Source organism: Halomicrobium sp. HArcht3-1, assembly GCF_058933345.1.
Genome location: NZ_JBZYDM010000006.1, coordinates 78,060 through 96,100 on the forward strand (window position 1 = coordinate 78,060; position 18,041 = coordinate 96,100).

Consider the following 18,041-nt stretch of genomic DNA (forward strand, 5'->3'; position numbering starts at 1 on the left):
GCGTCCAGACAGGTCGTCTCGGCGTCTCGCTGCTCTCAGACTTCGATCTCTTGCATGAGTTCGACCAGTTCCTCCAGTTCGGGGAACGTGTACACCTTGACGTTGATGTCTGATTCGAGTGCGTGAACGCGGGAGTCGAACATCAGGGCCATATCGTTCTCTCGATCCCCGACGAGTTCGTCGACCATGCCGCTGCCGGGACCGAACGTGAAGTTGGGTGTCGAGATGTCGATGGTGGTCTGGAGGACGTTCGCCCACCCGTCGATGAAGCCACTGGTCATGATGTTCCCGATCTCTTGGATCGCCGACCGCTCCATGTCGGTAAAGCCCTCCGTGTCGTCGCTTGTCTCGCCCATATCGCCGATCATGCCGTTCGCGAGCTTCTTTGCGTTCTCGGCGTTGAACAGGAACAGGATGTAGCCGTGTGGTGGCTCGACCATGCGGATCGAGATCCCGATCTGGCGTTCGTCGCCGACGTGGGTCTTGATGTCGGGTACGTCGATGAAATTGATCTTGGTGATCTCCATCTCCGTTTGCATCCCCGTCATCTGGCTCAGGTGATTAGCGACCGTGTTGCCGCCTTCCTTTGCCATCTTGTTGAACAACCCCAGCTTCCGAATATCGATCATCAAACTCATGAGTAGTCGAGCGTTGCGCAGGTGTTACCCGGCCTCCCATATAAGTGATACACCCCGATTTTCGGAGACGAGAATGGGACGAAACGAACCGCGCGTCTCGGCAGACGGTGAGAACGGTCAACACCGGATCGAGACGGCCATCCCCTCACCCAGCGGCAAGAGGCTGGTCTCGAACTCGGGATCGTCGCGGACGGTTTCGAGGTAGTCGGCGATGCCGCGACTCATCGCGTTGGCGTCGACCTCCGCACCCGCGAGCAGCGCGCGCACGTGCTCGAAATCGAGCGGCCCGGCTTCGATGGCGTTGTCGGCAGCGACGATCCCACCGGGTGTGACTTTGTCCCGGACCGCCTCGAACGCCTCGGCGTAGCGGTCTTTCTCGTTGTCGATCAGGACGAGGTCGAACGGTCCGCCGTACTCCCCGACGGTGTCGATGGCGTCGCCGTGCTCGAATCGCGCTCGATCAGCAAAACCACCGGCAGCGAGGTTCTCGCGGGCGTCGTCGAGTTCGTCCCGATCGATCTCGGTCAGCACGATCTCGCCCTCGGCTGGGATCGCCGGCGCGACCCAGTACGCTGAGTAGCCGTAGCCAGAGCCGAACTCGAAGACGCGCTCGGCGTCGACGGCGCGAGCGAGCAGCCGGAGCCAGCCACCGACAGCGGGACCGACGGTCGGGAATCCTTCGCGATCGGCCCGCTCGTCCATCGCCTCGATCACGTCGTCGCGCTCGGGGGCGAGCGTTCGCGCGAACTCCTCGGTCACGTCGGGGAGTGGATCTTCTGACATAGCGGGACGTAGCACGGCAGATGCTAAAATGGTGGTCGCAGCGGCAGACTGCTCACAGGGATCATCGTAGCAGTCGGAAAGAGCAAGCCGCTCGACCGGCCCGGGTTTTCGATTCTCCCGAGAGAGAACCAATGAACGACGACGATGCTCCCTATCAGCGGACGCTCGCGACGAGATCGGCGGCACGGTCGGGATCGACCGGGTTCGTCACCTCGCCGTCGGCTTTCAGCGCCGTGCCGACGATCAGGCCGTCCGCGTCAGCGAGCAACGACGGGGCCGTCTCGGCCGTGACGCCGCTCCCGACGAACACCGGCACCGACGGATCGACGGCATCTCTGGCGGCGGCGACGGCCGCCACGTCGGGCGCGTCTGTCTCGCGTCCGGTTCCAGCCCCCGAGACCACGAGTCCATCGGCGTAACCCCGCTCGATGGTGTCGGCGACGATTTCGGCGACGCCGCGCGACGCGAGCGGCGCGGAGTGTTTGACCGCCACGTCCGCGAGGATCGCGACATCGGCGTCGATGCGCTCGCGCAGGCGCACCGTCTCGTGGGCCTGTCCTTCGACGATGCCCTGATCGGTCAGGCGCGCGCCGGTGTGGACGTTCACGCGGACGAAGTCGGCACCAGCGGCCGCAGCGACCGAGACCGCTGCCTCGGCATCGTTGCGGAGGACGTTGACCCCGACCGGGCAGGAGACGGCGTTGGTGACTGCGCCCGTGACGGCGGTCATCTCTGCGACGACGTGGGCGGGCACGTCGTCGGGGTAGAACGGCGCATCGCCGAAGTTCTCGACGAGCACGGCGTCGACACCCACGTCGTCGAGCGAGCGGGCGTCAGCCAGCGCGTGCTCGCGGATCGTCTCGCGGTCCTGAAAGCCCGGTGTGCCGGGGAGTGCCGGCAGATGAATCATTCCGATCAGGGGACGAATCTCGGAGAGCGAGCGGTCAGTCATAGACAGTGGTTCGACTGGCTCCGAAAAAAGAACGACGGGCTAGGCGTCCCAGTAGTCCGGTTCGTTGCCGGGTTTCCACTTGATCGAGCAACCACGCGATGGCTTGTCCTCGGTCGTGATCTCCTCACCGGCCAGTAGCGTCTCGATGTGGGCTTTCATCTCGCGCTCGGTCGGTTCGTCGTCGGGGTTGGTCGCGTCGTCCAGCCGGCCGTGGTAGGCCAGCCGGAAGGTGCTGTCGTCGCTCTCGAAGAGGTACGGATCGGGCGTACAGCGAGCACCGTAGGCCGCCGCCACGTCCTGTGACTCGTCGAAGAGGTAGGCGTCGTAGTCGATGGCGCCGTCGGCGACCAGCTCCTGCATGCGCTCGAAGGAGTCGTCGGGGTACTCCGCGGGGTCGTTGGCGCTGATCCCGACGACGGAGACCTCGTCGTACTCGTCGGCGAGGCGGTTCAGTTCGTCGAACTTGGCCTTCGCGTACGGGCAGTGGTTGCACGTGAAGACCACGAGCAGAGCCTCGTCGTCGGCGAAGTCTTCGAGCGTGTACGTCTCGCCGTCCGTCCCGGGTAGTTCGAAGTTCGGTGCTGCGTCGCCACGCTGGAGTACGTCGGCTTCGGAGTCGAGTGCGACCATCACCTGCCGGGTTCGGTCCGGTCGCGTATGAATCCTCGGAGCGACGCCGTCGCTGGGACTGTCACGTGGCCCTGTTCTCTGGCCTCAGAGTCCGTCCGTCGGTGTCGGGGTCGCCAGTGTTCCGAACGCCTCGGCCGCCGCGAACGCCTCGCTGTCGGCCGCGACCGAGTACACCGGATCCTGACCGTCGCGTTCGTGCTTCGTCAAGAGGCCGAGATCACAGATCGCATCGAGGGTGCCGTTCAGGTAGAGCGACTTCAGCGCCACACCCGTCCGGTCGCTCAGTTCGGTCTTCGTGAACGTCTCGTCAGCGTCGAGTTCGAGGAGCGTGTCGACCACCGCCGCGGCGTCGTCGTGGTCGGCGATCACGTGCCAAGCGGAGTTCCCACTGTCGCGGTCGTGCATACCCCAGGGTAGTACCGGACCGAGTTAAGCGTGTACACCGCGGCGGTGTGTGAGGGGGAACCAGAGGGTAGCAACGCTTTAGTCTGCGCCGGAGTGGGTGTAGGTATGAGCAACCGTGGCGACGTACTGGCGGTCCTTCGCGAGAACGCCCGCTACACGACCGAAGACATCGCTCGCCAGACCGGGCTGAGCGAGGCCGAAGTCGAGACGACCATCGACGACCTCGAAAGCGAGGGCGTGATCATGGGCTACACCGCCATCGTGGACTGGGGGGCCGTCGACGGCGGCGACGAGCCGATCCGGGCGACGGTGGAACTGAACGTCACGCTGGATCGCGAGACCAGCTATTCGGACATCGCCGACCGGATCGCCAAGTTCCCCGAAGTCCGGTCGCTACGCCTGATTAGCGGCGACTACGACTTCGACATGCTGGTCGAAGGCGACTCGATGAGCGAAGTGTCGCACTTCATCAGCGACAAGGTCGCACCGATTCCGGAGATCACCCAGACGGTGACCCACTACATCATGGAGTCGTACAAGGAACAGGGCATCGAGTTCGGTGATGGGTCCGAGGACGACCGACTCTCGATCTCACCATGACGTTCGAGCCGGCAGACCGCGTCGACCAGGTGCCGCCGTCGGGCATCCGCCGGTTCTTCGAACTGGCCGAGGAGATGGACGACATAATCTCGCTTGGCGTCGGGGAACCGGACTTCTCGACGCCGTGGCATGCCCGTGAGGCCGCGATCACGTCGCTCGAACAGGGCAAGACCTCCTACACCGCCAACCGTGGCAAGCGCGAACTCCGAGAGCGGATCGCCGACGACGTGCGCGAGCGGTACGACCTCGATTACGACCCGGACGAAGAGATCCTGGTGACGACAGGCGCGAGCGAGGGTGTCGACCTCGCCTTCCGAGCGCTCCTCAACCCGGGCGACCGGGTCGCGATCGCCCAGCCGTGTTACGTCTCGTACGTGCCGGGCGTCACCTTCGCCGGTGGCGAGGTCGTCGACGTGCCCACGCGCGTCGAAGACGACTTCAAACTGACTCGCGAGGTGCTAGAGGAGAGTGGCGCGGCCGACGCCGACGCGCTCGTCATGTGTTACCCGAACAATCCCACCGGGGCGACGATGACCGGCGAGGAACTCGAACCGATCGCCGAGTTCGCCCGGGAACACGACCTGCTGGTGTTCTCAGACGAAATCTACTCGGAACTGTCCTACGAGCACGAGCACACCTCCATCGCGACGCTGCCGGGGATGCGCGAGCGCACGGTCGTGTTCAACGGCTTCTCGAAGGCCTACGCGATGACCGGCCTGCGACTGGGCTACGCGCTCGCGCCGCCGGAGGCGATCACGCCGATGAACCGGGTCCACCAGTACACGATGCTGTCGGCCCCGACGACCCCGCAGTACGCCGCCATCGAGGCGCTTGACAACTGCGGCGACGAGGTCGCCGAGATGTGCGAGCAGTACGACCGCCGCCGGCAGTTCGTCCTCTCGCGGTTCGAGGAGATGGGCATCGATTGCTTCCCGGCGAAAGGGGCGTTCTACGCCTTCCCGAAGTGTCCGTGGGACGACGCAGACGCGTTCGCCGAGGCGCTACTTGAAGCGAAGGGCGTCGCGGTCGTGCCCGGCTCTGCCTTCGGCGTCGGTGGCGACGACCATCTCCGGGTGTCGTATGCGACCGGCATGAGCGAACTGAAAGAGGCGATGGACCGGATCGAAGCGTTCCTCGCCGAACAGGACGCGACGACGACCCAGTAAGCCGAACGTACTGGACGACGCCGATGATGGCGTAAAGCTTTTTCACCGTTAGGGGCAGATGAACTACAATGGCAATTGATGACACGGGGGGGAGTGGGTCGTCGGTCACTCGGGGGGAAGTGACCGAAGACCCACCGGCGACAGTCGGAGAGTACACGTGGGAGGACCTGCGCCGCGAACACCACACGGGTGGGCGCTTCGACCGAAGCGAGTATCTGGGCTTCAATCCGGCGGACATCGAGTCGGTCCTGACAGAGGCCGCCGGCAACGCCAAGACGCTGAAACAGCCCTTCGACGCCTACGTCGATCCCGAGGCGACGCCGGTGACGAAGGGTGTCTACACGTGGGAACACTTCAAGCAAGAGTACTACTACGAGGCCGACAGCACGCCACCGACCGACAGCGACGGCGAGAAGATCCAGTTCGATCCGACGGAGTATCTCGATTTCGAACCGGAAGCGGTCGAATCGGAACTGGCCGAGGCGAATGCCGTCGGCGAACTCGTCGAGAGCCTCGTCGACCAGCGAACCGTCGACGTCAATCCCGAACTCGACGAAGACGCTTTTTTCTCGACGCAGGACGGGCACACGACGGTCGTCAATCGGTACGATCTGGAAAAGGCCGTCCCACTGAAGAAGAAGACGCACTTCACCGAGATCGAACGCTACTGGGTAAACAAGCCCTACGCCTGTGTCATCATCTTCCACTCGCGCAAGGAAAACGAGAAGAAGTACTACGTTATCGAACCGTACCACAACGACATCGAGCACGACCTCAAGGAGTTCCTCTCTGGCAAACTGAAGACGGCGATCAAGTACTCCGAAGACGACGTGATCGTGCAGGGGTCCGAAGCCGACCGCGCCGACGTGATCCAACGCGAAGCGGAACAGTTGCTCAACCGCTACGATCTGTACGATGGCTCGGTAACGACGGAGGAACTCGGCGTCGTCGATCAGTTCAAGGACTTCCTCGGCATGGAGATCGAGCAACCGGAACCGGGGACCGGCCAGCTAGATGGGATCGCGGCCCGGCCCGAACCGGCCGTGATCGAAGACGACCCGAAACAGCTCTCGGAGTATCAGGTCGAGAAACTCCTGTACGTGCTCAAACGGGACTTCATCGGTTACCAGAAGATTGATCCCGTCAAACACGACATCAACGTCGAGGACATCTCCTGTGACGGCTACGACTCGCGGGTGTTCGTCTACCACACCGACTACGAGCAGATCATCTCGAACGTCGAACACGGCCGCGAGACGCTCGACGACTTCGTCGTCAAACTCGCCCAGCGCTCGGGCAAAGGTATCTCGAAGCGCCAGCCACAGGTCGACGCCACCCTGCCCGACGGCTCGCGTGCCCAGCTGACGCTCGGGCGGGAAGTCTCCGACCACGGGACCAACTACACGATCCGGCAGTTCAAGGACGTGCCCTTTACCCCGATCGACCTCATCAACTGGAACACCTTCTCACTCGACGAGATGGCCTTCCTCTGGCTCTGTATCGAGAACAACAAGAGCCTGATCTTCGCGGGCGGTACCGCATCCGGGAAGACCACCAGCCTGAACGCCGTCTCACTCTTCATTCCCTCGAACTCCAAGATCGTCTCCATCGAGGACACTCGCGAGGTCGAACTGCCCCAGCGAAACTGGGTCGCCAGCGTCACGCGCCCCTCCTTCGGTGACGACGACAAGGGTGACGTCGACGAGTTCGACCTGCTGGAGGCTGCACTGCGTCAACGGCCGGACTACATCGTGATGGGTGAGATCCGTGGTGAGGAGGGGCGTGTCCTCTTTCAGGTCATGTCGACGGGCCACACCACCTACACCACCTTCCACGCCGACTCCGTCGGTGAAGTCATCAAGCGCTTCACGACCGACCCGATCAACGTCTCGAAGACGCTCTTTACCGCGCTCGATCTGGTCTCGATCCAGACTCAGACCCGGGTCGACGGCAACAAGGTCCGCCGGAACAAGACCCTGACCGAGATCAACGAGTACTCCGCCGAGAACGACGAGATCAACGTTCGTGACGTGTACGAGTGGCGCGCAGAGACCGACGAGTACATCCAGATGGGCAACTCCAACACCTTAGAGGAGATCAAGTTCGACCGCGGGTGGACCCAGGAGAAACTCGACGAGGAACTGTTCAAGCGCAAGGTCGTGCTGGCCCACCTCATCGAAAACGGACTCAACACGTACACGCAGGTCGCCGCGACGATTCAGGCCTTCATCAACGATCCCAGTACGATCCTGACACTGATCGCGAACGACGAACTGGAGAACTCACTGGAGGACCTCCGGGAGATGGAGTCGGTCAAGATCGACATCGACGAGGCCAAAGAGGAGATGGTCCCGCGACCGGAGGCACCGCCGGAGATGCTGGACGAGACCGACGAGATTCTGGGCAATGCCGGGCCGCTGTTCAACAAGTATCAGGAACAGGAGACCCCGGACATCGTCTCGGCGCTGATGAGTGGGAACAGCGCACAGCAAGACCAGGAGGAGGAGGTGGACTTCGGACAGTTCGTCCCCAAGGCCGGTGCGGAGGCTGAGAGCGAATGAGTCTGGACACCCGTGACGGCCAGCAACTCGGCGCGGGGACGCTGGGCGACACCTTCTATCCACTGTTCCAGTGGCTGTTCAACGAGGACGGCGACTTCGTCAGGAACGTCGAGAAAAAACTCGCGCAGGCCCGGATGGCCGACAACGTCGAGATGTTTCTGGCCCGCGCGCTCGCCATCGGCGTCATCTCCGGGATCGCGCTGTGGGCAGTCGGGACGTTCGTAGGCTATCTGGGCGTGAGCTTCCTGTTCGGTGGCCCCAGTGCCGAGGCGCCGACGATCATCGGCATTCGCGTCTCCGAACAGGTGTCGGCCATCCTCGATGTGATCAAGATCCCGCTGTTGATCCTCGTCACCGGTGTCGTCTTCGGTGCGATCGGCTTTGCGATCGGGTTTGGATCGCTCGTCTCGATCCCGTACTTCCGGGCCAACGCCCGCGAACGCGAGGTCAACGTCCTGCTGTCGGATTCGATCTCGTTTATGTACGCGCTCTCCGTGGGCGGGCTGAACCAACTCGAAATCCTGCAAGCGATGGCGAAGGCGGACGACACCTACGGCGAGTGTGCCAAGGAGTTCCAGTCGATCGTCCTCGAAACGGAGTACTTCGACACGGACTACCGGACGGCGATCCGCAATCAGGCACTGGAGACGCCGTCGGACGAGCTGTCGCAGTTCCTCACCGACATGCTGTCGATCATCAACTCCGGCGGTGACATGACCTCCTTCCTCGAAGACCAGAAGGAAAAGCACATGCGCACCGCAAAGCAGGAACAGCAGAAGATGCTCGACACCCTCGAACTGTTCGGGGAGATGTACATGACGCTGTCGCTGTTTCCCCTGTTGTTGATCATTATCCTCGTCATCATGTCGATGATGGGCAATGCACAGGACCGCCTGCTGTATGGTACGGTGTACGGGCTGATCCCGCTGACCGGTGCCGGCTTCCTCGTGCTCGTCTCGACGGTGACCCAGGACACCATCGGCGACGGCTACTTGCGCCCCGACAGTGCCGAGGACGACTTCGTCGTCGACGACGGACTCGGCTTCCTGAATCTGGGCCTGATCGAGAACTACACCGGCCAGTACAGCGTCTTCGACCGGATCAAGAGCCGCGAGGGGACCTACGAGTTCATGCAGGTGCTCAAACGGCCGGACCTGTTCTTCCGTGACCACCCACTGCTGGTGCTCGGGGTCACGATGCCCTTTACCATCGTCGCGCTGCTGTTGATGGTCGTCCTGTTCCGTGTCCCGACGACGCTCGATGCGATGATCGCCAGACCGGTCTGGGGGACGCTCGTGTGGGTGTACGTTCCGCTGTACATCAATCTCTTGCCGCTCGCGGTCTTCTACGAGTGGAACGTCCGCTCTCGAAAGACGATCATCGGCAGTCTCTCGGAGAACCTCAGGAAGCTGGCAAGTGCGAACGACACCGGGATGACGCTGCTCGAATCCGTCCAGGTCGTCTCCTCGACCTCCGCCGGGAAACTCTCCGAGGAGTTCGAGATCATGCACGCCAAGGTGAACTACGGGACCAGCCTCAAAGACGCGCTGCGGGAGTTCAACAACAAGTACCACGTCCCGCGGCTGGCCCGCACCGTGAAGCTCATCAGCGAGGCACAGGAGGCCTCCAGCCAGATTCAGGACGTGCTGTCGACGGCTGCACAGGCCTCGGAGAATCAGGACGACATCGACCGCGAGCGTATCGCCCGGACGCGGATGCAGGTCGTCATCATCCTCATGACGTACCTGACGCTGCTTGGCGTGATGGCACTGCTGAAGACGCAGTTCCTCGACGTGATGGGTGGCCTGTCGAGTGCGGCGTCCGGGGCCGGCGGATCGGCCGCGACCGGCGGACAGAGCTTCGGGGGCAACGTCGACCCGCAACTGCTCTCCTTGCTCTTCTTCCATGCGGTCACGCTGCAGGCGCTGCTATCCTCGTTTATCGCGGGGTACATCCGTGACGTGAACCTCCTCTCGGGCGTGAAGTTCGCCGTGATCTTGCCGACCATCGCGCTGATCACGTGGATCGTCATCGGCGGTGGGGCCTGACGACTCTTCTTCGGATAGACTCACTGTTGGACGGGCCTCGACTGGCTCACTGCTCGATATCGGCCAAAAAGTTAATGATACTCCATGGGTGGTGCAATGCAATCCGAACACAGTCGTTGGGTGTACGACAGTGATCCACTGTCTCGGATCGGGTATGTTGGGACCGAAACACAGCCCTGAACGGGCACAGCACAGCGCCAGCAGTACGAGCCTCTGGGCTGACGATCGGGGTCAGACCTTGCAGGACTACGTACTCGGAGTCAGTCTCTTTCTGGTGACGGTCCTGATCGTCGTCGGGACGATCCTGCCGACAGTGACGGCACCGTTCGAGCAGGACATCGGCGGTGAGAAGATATCACAGGCCGACCGGGTCGCCGAGACCATCGTCACGAACACCTCCGTGGGGGCCGAGACGAACCGATTGAACGTCACGCTCGTCGAGACCATCGTCGGGAAGGACACCGCGGCACTCAGGGCGCGCTTCGGACTCCCGGAAACGTCGTGGGTCAACGTCACCGTCGTACCACTCGACGGGAACGGGCTGCATCGAAGCGCGAGTGGGACCGTCCTCGCGACCGACGCCGATCCTGCCGGCAGCGACACGGCGGCCAGCGCACGGATCGTCACGCTCAGCGACGATAGCTGTTCGACCGCTTGCCGACTGGTGGTGAAAGTATGGTGACCCGCCGCGGTGGTGATCGCGGGCAAGCGTACACGCTCGAATCGATCGCCGGTGCTGTGATCGTCCTGACGGCCGTCCTCTTTGCGCTCCAGTCGATCATCATCACCCCGACCACGTCGAGCGCGGTCGACCCGGAGGTGCGCGACGAACTGACCCAACAGGCCGACGACGTGCTGATCATCACGGCGAACAACGCAACGACGGATCTGTCGTGGTTCGTCCGGTACTGGGACGAGAGCCGACGGACCTTCGCCGGCAGGCAGGCGGTCAACCCACGCGTGGGGTACGGGGACAACGCGCCACCGGGTGCCATCGGAACGATACTCAACGAGACGTTCGCCCAGCGGGGCCACACGTACAACGTCGAACTGTACTATCGCGGCCGAAACGTCTCGGACGGGCACGGTCGCATCCCGGCCGTCTACCGCGGCCGTCCGGGTGAGGGGGCCGTCGTCGCGAGTCAGACGGTGACGCTGTACGACAATCAGACGCTGACTGCACCGCGGGCGAGTACTGCCGAACTCTGGGAGTACAGCCCCAACGCTTCCAACAATCAGGACGGCTACTACCCGGTCCCGAACGCCGTCGACGGTCCCGTCTACAACATCGTGGAGGTGCGCATCACCGTATGGTGAGCGCGCGTCCGCAGTCGGCCGGGGAGCGAGGGCAGCTCATCTTGATCGGCGCGGTCACCCTCGCGTTGCTCATCATCGGGATCGCACTCGTCGTCAACACGGTTCTGTTCACCGAGAATCTGCAGACGGATGCGACGACGACCACGCTGGACGAGTCCAGTTCGGTCGACGCCGAACTACAGGAGGGCGTGCGTTCGACGACCCTCCGCGTCAATCATCGCGCACGAAATCAGACTGCCTCGACAGTCGATACGTGGGTCGAGCGAAACGTCACCCAGTACGGGGCACTGATGAGCGAGGCACAGGTCGACGCCAACAGGCTCTCGGTCACCGTCGACTACGACGACACCGCGAGCGAGCGGGGGACCCGCATCGTCCAGAGCGGGAACGGCAGCTACGAGAGTCCCAGTGGTGCGCCCGACTGGGACCCGGTTCCCGACGGCGAACACGCCATCGGCTGGGTCGTGCTCAACGTTAATGCGTCGAGTTCGGCCGACGGACCGTTCTTCCTGAACGCCTCGAACCCGTCGGGCGAGACGCTGAACGTCTCGATCAACAGGACCGATTCGACGACGTTCAACGTCACGACGACGACGAGTCTCGGCCCGTCGACGACGGTTGCCTGTGACACACAGGGTGGGCGGCTCCTGTTGAACGTCCACACTGGCCGGTCGTTCACCGACGACGACTGTGTCTTTACGGGCACCAGAGCGGTCGGCAACGTCTCACGGATCCACTTCGAGAACGGCGACCGTCTCGCTGGCAAGTACGCCATCGTCGCCAACGATTCGAGTGCCGTCCCCGCGACCGTAGACGACTGTGAATCGTCGCCAACACCGCTGAGCCGACCGTGTTCGGTGCCGGTCGTCTGGACGGCGAACGTCACGACGGCCATCACCGGCGACGGATTCACGTACTCGAACGAGCACGACGTTGCGGTGTACCAACCGAGTGACTAGCCATGTATGGACACTTCACCGACGACGACCGAGCGAATATCAGCCCGCTGAGCCACGCCCTGACCATCGCGATCACGACCATCCTCGTCGTCGGACTCACGGTGGGTGCGTCGGGCCTCCTGCAGAGCGAGCGCGACGCGGCGACCCGGGAAGACCTGCGAACGATCGGGAATCGACTGGCGAGCGAACTCGCTCACGTCGACCAGCTGGCAAAGCGTGGCGGGGACGCGACGATCCAGTCGGATCACCCCGCGCGTGTCGCCGGCAGTCGGTACGCCGTCGCGTTGCGCCATGGATCGGCGTGTGATCGCACTCGGATCGACACCGAGACGTGTCTGCGTCTGTCGGTCGAAAACGACGACGTGACCGAGTACGTCCCCGTGCGGAACGACTCGAACGTCGCGCTCGATGCGAGTACGAGCGGCCACTTCGTGTTGTCGGCTGTCCCGGATTCCGGCAGTTCGTCCAGCCGTACCGATGTCGTGATGCGTGACCTGAGTTCCCGCGTCGGCATCGGTGAAGATGTCACCAGAAACGGTGCGGTCATCGGCGGGACGCTGGGGAGCCAGCCCCCTATCGCGAACTTCGATTTCTCACCTGCGTCCCCGCAAGATGGTCAACAGGTCCGGTTCGACGCGAACTCCTCGCTCGATCCGGACGGCGACATCGTCCGCTACGAATGGGACTGGAACGGCGACGGCGTGTACGACGAACAGACCGGCGACCCGGTGATCGACCACTCGCTCGATGCCGGTGGACACAACGTCACGCTCCGCGTCGTCGACGACGATGGCACGAGCAGCAATCTGACTCGCTTTATCGACGTGTCGGGGCTGGTCTACAACGACGACATCGACACCGGCGCGGACAGCAACGACGTGACGTTTTCGGTGACCAATAACTTCGACGAGGCTGTCGAGATCACGCACGTCCTCGTCGATCCCGCTGACAGTTCGATCGACAGTGTCGACGAGCGGACATCCGAACACGAGATCGAACTCGATGGCCCTGACGATTCCGGATACGAAGAGGTGGACTACGGCTTCGACCTCTACACTGACGGCCGCATCAGGGAACTCGAGGACCCACTCTCGCTGGACGACGGCGATACGGCGACCGTCGAAATCATCGGGTTCCGAGACGAGGACGGCGACGCCGTCGATATGAACGGCGAGGAGATCAGATTCGGTCTCAAGTACGATATCGGTGACCGGACGAACTCCTCGCGATTTACCGACGTCGTCGGGAGTCCGTCGCTGTCGAACTACCACCTCGTCGATACCGGCGGTGACGTGGCACTCCGATTCGACTCGACGCACACGCTCACGACCATCGACGTGACCTACGGCGGCGACGAGAGTGGCACGCTCGACGAAAGCGACTTCACACGAACTGGGACGACCTACGAGGCGACGCTGCCCAACACCGACTCGCCCGGTCTCTACTGGGCGAAGATGACGGACGCCGAGACGGGAGCGGCGACAGCCGCGGGGCTTCCGCGCAACGACTCGATCACGATCACCGACCCGAGTGGGCCGTACATCTGGATCGACAAAGCGGACTGGGACGGCATCACCGACTCGCGTGGCGTCGTCCACGCCGACTTCGGGGCTCACGACTCGGACCACGTCGAACTGGGCTATTCACCCTTCGACGAGGGCGGGAACGGTCTCGTCGGCTACTGGCCCCTCGACGATCCCAGCGTCGCCAGGGAGATCTCCGGTGTCGGCAACGACGGCGTCGTCCACGGCGATCCGACGAAGGCAAACCTCGGGGTCGGACACAGCAGCGCCTACGCATTCGACGGCGACGACGATTACGTCCAGATTCCGGACTACGACGAACTGGAGGTCAGCGACGACGGCGCGGTCACAGTTTCGGCGTGGGTGTACCTCGACGGCAGCCAGAACACCCGTGCCCTCTTCCAGCACTCGGATACGTCGTACAATCTCCAGATCGAGGACAGTCAGGAGGCGTCCTTTACCATCTACGACGGGAACTGGAAGGACGCGAATGCGGTCATCAGCACCCACCAGTGGGTGCACCTCACTGGCGTGTACGAGGAAGGCAGCGGTGAGATATCGCTGTTCACGGACGGCAACGATGTCGCGGACGGAACCGCGAGCACGGTCGACTCCGGCGGCATCGTCGACGCCGGGATCGCGGAGAACGTCGACAAGAACGGCCGTCACCTGCGCGGACAGATGGACGAAGTCAGGGTGTACAACCGCGCGCTCTCGCCGGACGAGATAGAGAACCTATCGCGGACGCCCTATCAGGGGAACCTCACGACGGGCTGGAAGAGCGGTCCCAAGATCAATCAGGAACACGTCGAACTCAACTGGGACGCCGACGTGGACCCCGGCGAGGTCGTCTACGTCTGGGTCGAGGGCAAACAGACTGCCAGCGGTAAAACCGAAGTCAGTGCGCCGATCCGTATCGACACAAACGATCCTGCACAGGGATCGGAAAGCGTGCTCGGTCTGGAAAGTCTCGGCAACGCCGATCAGTTCCGCCTCAAAGTGCAACTCGATTCGAGGAATATCACCGGCTCGCCCAGAGTCGATTCACTCGCACTGGAGGATTCGTCGTGATGAACGACCGTGCGGTCAGCCAGTCGATCGGCTTCGTGTTGACGTTCTCGATCATCATCGCCTCGGTGGGGCTCGTGTCGGTGATCGGCTACGACCAGATCGAAGCGGCGCGAGACAACGAGCAGGCCAACAACGCCGAACGCGCGTTCCTGCTGATCGGGCAGAATTTAGACGAGATCGAACGCGGTGGGTCACCGGCACGCCGCGGTGAACTCGATCTCGCGAGCGGGAACCTCGACGTGCTGCCCGCGAGCCAGTCCGCCATTTGGGTCCAGATCAGCGACGAGAGCGGTCCGACGGCCGATTACGACCGCACCTTCGCGATGCGCGGGCTTCGGTTCAGTACCGACGAGACGACCGTCGTCTACGAGGGTGGCAGCGTCATCCGGGACGACAAGCCCGGTATCACCGTTCAGGACGGGCCGACACTGGTCTGTACCGACGACACCGCCATGGTGTCGGTCGTGACGATCGAGGGCGAACAGAACCGTCAGCTGGGCAGCGGAACCGTGTCGATGACTGTCCGAAAGAACACGACCTCGATCGAGTTCCCGCGCAATCGGACCGGCGTCAACAGCACCGAGGGCCGTGCGACCGTCGCCGTCACCGTCGACTCGGAGTACGACGAGGGCTGGCAACGGCATCTCTCGGAACACGACCACTGGGACCGGGACGGCACGAATCGGTTCGTCTGTGACGGACCGAGCGGCGGCGGCGTCTCCGAGTACCACCTCGTCCACACGCGGATCAACGTCACGTTCACGCGATAGTCGACTGACCGCACGCCGGTCCGTACAGGGAGTGTCGCTCTGCTCGGCCCCGCCCGTCGTCCACTGCGATTCCGCCCCGCCTCCCGGTCTACGGACCGCGTTCTACAGAAGCAGGCGACCGTCACCCGGTGACGTTGATAGTGTTGACACGGACGTTCATCACGCCCGTCGACCGGGCATCGGACTCGGCGAGTCCGATCTCGTACAGCATGAGCAACCGATTGTTACCCTCCGCACTGTCGGGGAGGTCGTACCACACGAGCGCTTGATTGCTCTTGAGATCGAGGTGCCCGAACTTCGGTCCCGGCGCACCACTCGGAGTGGTCGTACTGTTGACCGAGATATCGTCGTACTCGGCGAACGTCTCGTTGATGTCGTCTTGCCACCACGCCCGTTGCTGGGTCATGATGTGACTGATGTCGTCGCCATCCCGGTAGATCCCCGAGGGCGAGATCGTGGTGTTCATCGAGACCTCCGAACAGCGCGCGACTCGGTAGACCGTCCCGGCGTGTGAGCGCCGCCGGCCCGTGTCGACGACCTCGTCACAGTCGTAGTCGTACGCCTCCATCTCGACGGTGTCGCCCCCGCTGACGGAGAAGGTGTGACTGAACTGTGATTCGGCCGTCGGATCGTTGATGTTCGCGAAGTCCTGTCCGTTGACCTGCACTGTCGCGATCCGGTCGACGTTGCCCGCCGCCTGCGGTGCGTACACCTGTGACGGCGAGTCGTATCTGGTCGAGATGGGGGCGCGCGTGATCGCTTGCGTCCGCGAGACGGCTCGTCGGATGTCGTCGAAGATCGTCGAGAGTTCGTTCGCATTCGTCGCTTGGTAGTACTTGCCGTTGCCGACTTCTGCGACTTCTTTGAGGAATGCCTCGTCGATTTTGTCGTCTTCCCCGTAGCCGATCGTGTACACTTTGACGCCGTTGGCAGCAGCGTTAGTGGCATTATCCAGTGCCCATCTGTTCAGTTGACAGTCGTCCGGATCATTGTCGTTGTCACACTGGCTCTCACCGGGATTTTCGTTGTTGATATCGTCGTTTTCACCGTCGGTCAGCAGGATCATGACGCGCTCTTTGCTCTCGTCGCTTTGCAGGTCGAAGATGTTGTTTGCGTACACCATCCCGGCGTCTGAATGCGTGCCGCCCACAGGATGGTCAGGAACCAGTTCGATACTCCCGTTGACCCCCTCCATCGAAAAGTCCGAACTGAGATACTCAATCGTATTCGGCGTCACTCTGTACCGTGCCGAGGTGTCATACGACACGACACCGCCTCGGTCTTTCGAACTGTTCATTCCGTCCACGAACTGCCGTGCAGCGTCTTGTGCAGCTTCTGACTTTGTACCACTGAATCCCGTTGCTGGATTGATCATTGACCCCGATTCGTCGAGCACGAACACCACGTCCATCCCGCGCCGTGGCATCTCGGCGTCGGCTTCGACCTTGGTGATGTTGCCGATGTGGAGGCTGCCACGCTGGAGTGGGCGCGCCGAGACAGCGTAGACGTTGCCGGCGTCCTTGTCGACGGTGATCTTCTCGTTGGTCACCGTGACCGTGTTGTACGCGCTGCTGGTGAGATTGACGACGTTGTTGGCCGAGTCGTTGACGCGTTCGGGCAGGTCCGCCTGTTCGAGGTGGGCGACGACGGTCTGATTGCTCGCGTGGTCGGTCGTCGAGACGCCGAACTCGCTTTCGATGTACTCTCCCCAGGCCCGGTAGAACGTGCTCTGGACCGAGATGGTCACGTTGTCGGGCCGGGTACACGCACCCTGTATCAACTGTCGTGATAGCTGTGCGCTGCGGGAATCAGAGCGTGCTTCCTGCAGACGTGCGACGTTCGCTTCCTGATCGAGGTTCCCGGTGATGTTGATAATCTCGATGTCGATGGTCCCTGCACGGTACGTGACCGACGGCGCGGAGAGCATCGAACTCCCCTCCGACGCGGGTGCGCGCTCCCAGACGCCACCACCCTCGTAGGCGACCGTCCGGCCGTTGTCGTTTTCGAACCGGACCGAACTCATGGTGATGTTGGCCGAACACTGTGGATTCCCGTTTACCGTGACGTTGAACTGCCCCTGCGATCTGACGGTGAAATCTTTCGGATTCGTCGACCCGAGGTCGAACGTCGTCCGGGGATTGTCACTCGACGAGGTCAGCGAGGAGAGCCGGGAGTCCAGTTCCTGCAGGATCGTGTTCGCCTGCCTGTTGTCACTCTGATCCCGGACCTGATCTAAGCTGTTGCTGCCCAGCACGACGACGACGAGCGAACCAGTGATCACGATACCGATCAACAGGACCGCGCCCAGCACCTGTGACGCCCCGCGATCGTCGAATACAGACACCACTAGTCGATCACCCGCATGTTACCCAGACACACTGTTCCGTAGAAACTACCAGCACCTACAAAAATACTGGGACTGTTTCGGCAACTGTGTTCCGCCGCTAGAGCCGGTGGTACGGCCGGTGACAGCAATGACGATCAGACACTGGATCGGTCACGCGACGCTCCGCCGTCCCGACGACGGACGGTATCGGTTCGATTCCGCGATGTCACTTGCGCAGGAACACATTCTCAAAGAGAGGGGTTGGTTCCGATGGGACCACCTTCGGGGGTCG

General features: G+C 62.6%; 15 protein-coding genes. 9 read left to right on the forward strand and 6 right to left on the reverse strand.

Translation table 11 applies throughout. The features are described from left to right. Positions 1–35: 35 nt before the first annotated feature. The 5 genes from AC5FRW_RS11665 to AC5FRW_RS11685 all read right to left on the reverse strand — a co-directional run bounded on the left by AC5FRW_RS11665 (position 36) and on the right by AC5FRW_RS11685 (position 3,408). On the reverse strand, positions 36–638 hold the full coding sequence (locus tag AC5FRW_RS11665; RefSeq protein ID WP_493568634.1) for a chemotaxis protein CheC: 603 nt from the start codon (positions 636–638) through the stop codon (positions 36–38). 117 nt (positions 639–755) lie between these two features. Beyond that, on the reverse strand, positions 756–1,421 hold the full coding sequence (locus AC5FRW_RS11670) for an O-methyltransferase (protein ID WP_493568635.1): 666 nt from the start codon (positions 1,419–1,421) through the stop codon (positions 756–758). A gap of 154 nt (positions 1,422–1,575) precedes the next feature. Further along, complete coding sequence (locus AC5FRW_RS11675; RefSeq protein ID WP_493568636.1) at positions 1,576–2,373, reverse strand: BtpA/SgcQ family protein; 798 nt, start codon at positions 2,371–2,373, stop codon at positions 1,576–1,578. A 39-nt stretch (positions 2,374–2,412) separates the two neighbouring features. Then, positions 2,413–3,003, reverse strand: coding sequence for a thioredoxin family protein (locus AC5FRW_RS11680; protein ID WP_493568637.1), 591 nt, complete (start codon positions 3,001–3,003; stop codon positions 2,413–2,415). An 84-nt stretch (positions 3,004–3,087) separates the two neighbouring features. Further along, entirely contained in the window at positions 3,088–3,408 is a 321-nt protein-coding gene (locus tag AC5FRW_RS11685; RefSeq protein WP_493568638.1) for a hypothetical protein, read from the reverse strand. 105 nt (positions 3,409–3,513) lie between these two features. Between AC5FRW_RS11685 and AC5FRW_RS11690 the strand changes: the two genes are divergently transcribed. From AC5FRW_RS11690 to AC5FRW_RS11730, 9 genes are all read left to right on the forward strand, one after another. Further along, the gene (locus AC5FRW_RS11690) at positions 3,514–4,008 is read left to right on the forward strand and encodes an Lrp/AsnC family transcriptional regulator (protein WP_493568639.1); all 495 of its coding nucleotides are present in this window, start codon (positions 3,514–3,516) and stop codon (positions 4,006–4,008) included. Then, positions 4,005–5,174, forward strand: a complete 1,170-nt coding sequence (locus AC5FRW_RS11695; protein ID WP_493568640.1) for a pyridoxal phosphate-dependent aminotransferase — start codon at positions 4,005–4,007, stop codon at positions 5,172–5,174. The genes AC5FRW_RS11690 and AC5FRW_RS11695 overlap by 4 nt, the downstream gene beginning before the upstream one ends. 68 nt (positions 5,175–5,242) lie before the next feature. After that, complete coding sequence (locus tag AC5FRW_RS11700) at positions 5,243–7,735, forward strand: type II/IV secretion system ATPase subunit (RefSeq protein WP_493568641.1); 2,493 nt, start codon at positions 5,243–5,245, stop codon at positions 7,733–7,735. Beyond that, positions 7,732–9,783: a type II secretion system F family protein gene (locus tag AC5FRW_RS11705; RefSeq protein ID WP_493568642.1), complete on the forward strand. Its 2,052-nt coding sequence runs from the start codon at positions 7,732–7,734 to the stop codon at positions 9,781–9,783. The genes AC5FRW_RS11700 and AC5FRW_RS11705 overlap by 4 nt, the downstream gene beginning before the upstream one ends. Positions 9,784–9,937: 154 nt before the next feature. Next, positions 9,938–10,465 (forward strand): DUF7287 family protein, encoded by a 528-nt coding sequence (locus tag AC5FRW_RS11710; protein WP_493568643.1) that lies wholly within the window; start codon positions 9,938–9,940, stop codon positions 10,463–10,465. Continuing rightward, positions 10,459–11,100 (forward strand): DUF7288 family protein, encoded by a 642-nt coding sequence (locus AC5FRW_RS11715; protein ID WP_493568644.1) that lies wholly within the window; start codon positions 10,459–10,461, stop codon positions 11,098–11,100. Before AC5FRW_RS11710 ends, AC5FRW_RS11715 begins: the two co-directional genes overlap by 7 nt. Then, positions 11,094–12,059: a DUF7261 family protein gene (locus AC5FRW_RS11720; RefSeq protein ID WP_493568645.1), complete on the forward strand. Its 966-nt coding sequence runs from the start codon at positions 11,094–11,096 to the stop codon at positions 12,057–12,059. The genes AC5FRW_RS11715 and AC5FRW_RS11720 overlap by 7 nt, the downstream gene beginning before the upstream one ends. Positions 12,060–12,061: 2 nt before the next feature. Then, positions 12,062–14,653: a DUF7266 family protein gene (locus AC5FRW_RS11725; RefSeq protein ID WP_493568646.1), complete on the forward strand. Its 2,592-nt coding sequence runs from the start codon at positions 12,062–12,064 to the stop codon at positions 14,651–14,653. Continuing rightward, on the forward strand, positions 14,653–15,423 hold the full coding sequence (locus tag AC5FRW_RS11730) for a DUF7289 family protein (RefSeq protein WP_493568647.1): 771 nt from the start codon (positions 14,653–14,655) through the stop codon (positions 15,421–15,423). The genes AC5FRW_RS11725 and AC5FRW_RS11730 overlap by 1 nt, the downstream gene beginning before the upstream one ends. Positions 15,424–15,544: 121 nt before the next feature. Here the strand turns inward: AC5FRW_RS11730 and AC5FRW_RS11735 are convergent, their stop codons facing one another. Then, complete coding sequence (locus AC5FRW_RS11735) at positions 15,545–17,767, reverse strand: vWA domain-containing protein (protein ID WP_493568648.1); 2,223 nt, start codon at positions 17,765–17,767, stop codon at positions 15,545–15,547. Positions 17,768–18,041: the final 274 nt, after the last annotated feature.

Excerpts from the sequence above, each read along its gene's own strand:
- AC5FRW_RS11695 (WP_493568640.1), top strand. The coding sequence starts at position 4,005 with ATGACGTTCGAGCCGGCAGACCGCGTCGACCAGGTGCCGCCGTCGGGC.
- AC5FRW_RS11675 (WP_493568636.1), bottom strand. The coding sequence starts at position 2,373 with ATGACTGACCGCTCGCTCTCCGAGATTCGTCCCCTGATCGGAATGATT.
- AC5FRW_RS11665 (WP_493568634.1), bottom strand. The coding sequence starts at position 638 with ATGAGTTTGATGATCGATATTCGGAAGCTGGGGTTGTTCAACAAGATG.
- AC5FRW_RS11690 (WP_493568639.1), top strand. The coding sequence starts at position 3,514 with ATGAGCAACCGTGGCGACGTACTGGCGGTCCTTCGCGAGAACGCCCGC.
- AC5FRW_RS11730 (WP_493568647.1), top strand. The coding sequence starts at position 14,653 with ATGAACGACCGTGCGGTCAGCCAGTCGATCGGCTTCGTGTTGACGTTC.
- AC5FRW_RS11715 (WP_493568644.1), top strand. The coding sequence starts at position 10,459 with ATGGTGACCCGCCGCGGTGGTGATCGCGGGCAAGCGTACACGCTCGAA.
- AC5FRW_RS11670 (WP_493568635.1), bottom strand. The coding sequence starts at position 1,421 with ATGTCAGAAGATCCACTCCCCGACGTGACCGAGGAGTTCGCGCGAACG.
- AC5FRW_RS11705 (WP_493568642.1), top strand. The coding sequence starts at position 7,732 with ATGAGTCTGGACACCCGTGACGGCCAGCAACTCGGCGCGGGGACGCTG.
- AC5FRW_RS11710 (WP_493568643.1), top strand. The coding sequence starts at position 9,938 with ATGTTGGGACCGAAACACAGCCCTGAACGGGCACAGCACAGCGCCAGC.
- AC5FRW_RS11700 (WP_493568641.1), top strand. The coding sequence starts at position 5,243 with ATGGCAATTGATGACACGGGGGGGAGTGGGTCGTCGGTCACTCGGGGG.
- AC5FRW_RS11725 (WP_493568646.1), top strand. The coding sequence starts at position 12,062 with ATGTATGGACACTTCACCGACGACGACCGAGCGAATATCAGCCCGCTG.
- AC5FRW_RS11720 (WP_493568645.1), top strand. The coding sequence starts at position 11,094 with ATGGTGAGCGCGCGTCCGCAGTCGGCCGGGGAGCGAGGGCAGCTCATC.
- AC5FRW_RS11685 (WP_493568638.1), bottom strand. The coding sequence starts at position 3,408 with ATGCACGACCGCGACAGTGGGAACTCCGCTTGGCACGTGATCGCCGAC.
- AC5FRW_RS11680 (WP_493568637.1), bottom strand. The coding sequence starts at position 3,003 with ATGGTCGCACTCGACTCCGAAGCCGACGTACTCCAGCGTGGCGACGCA.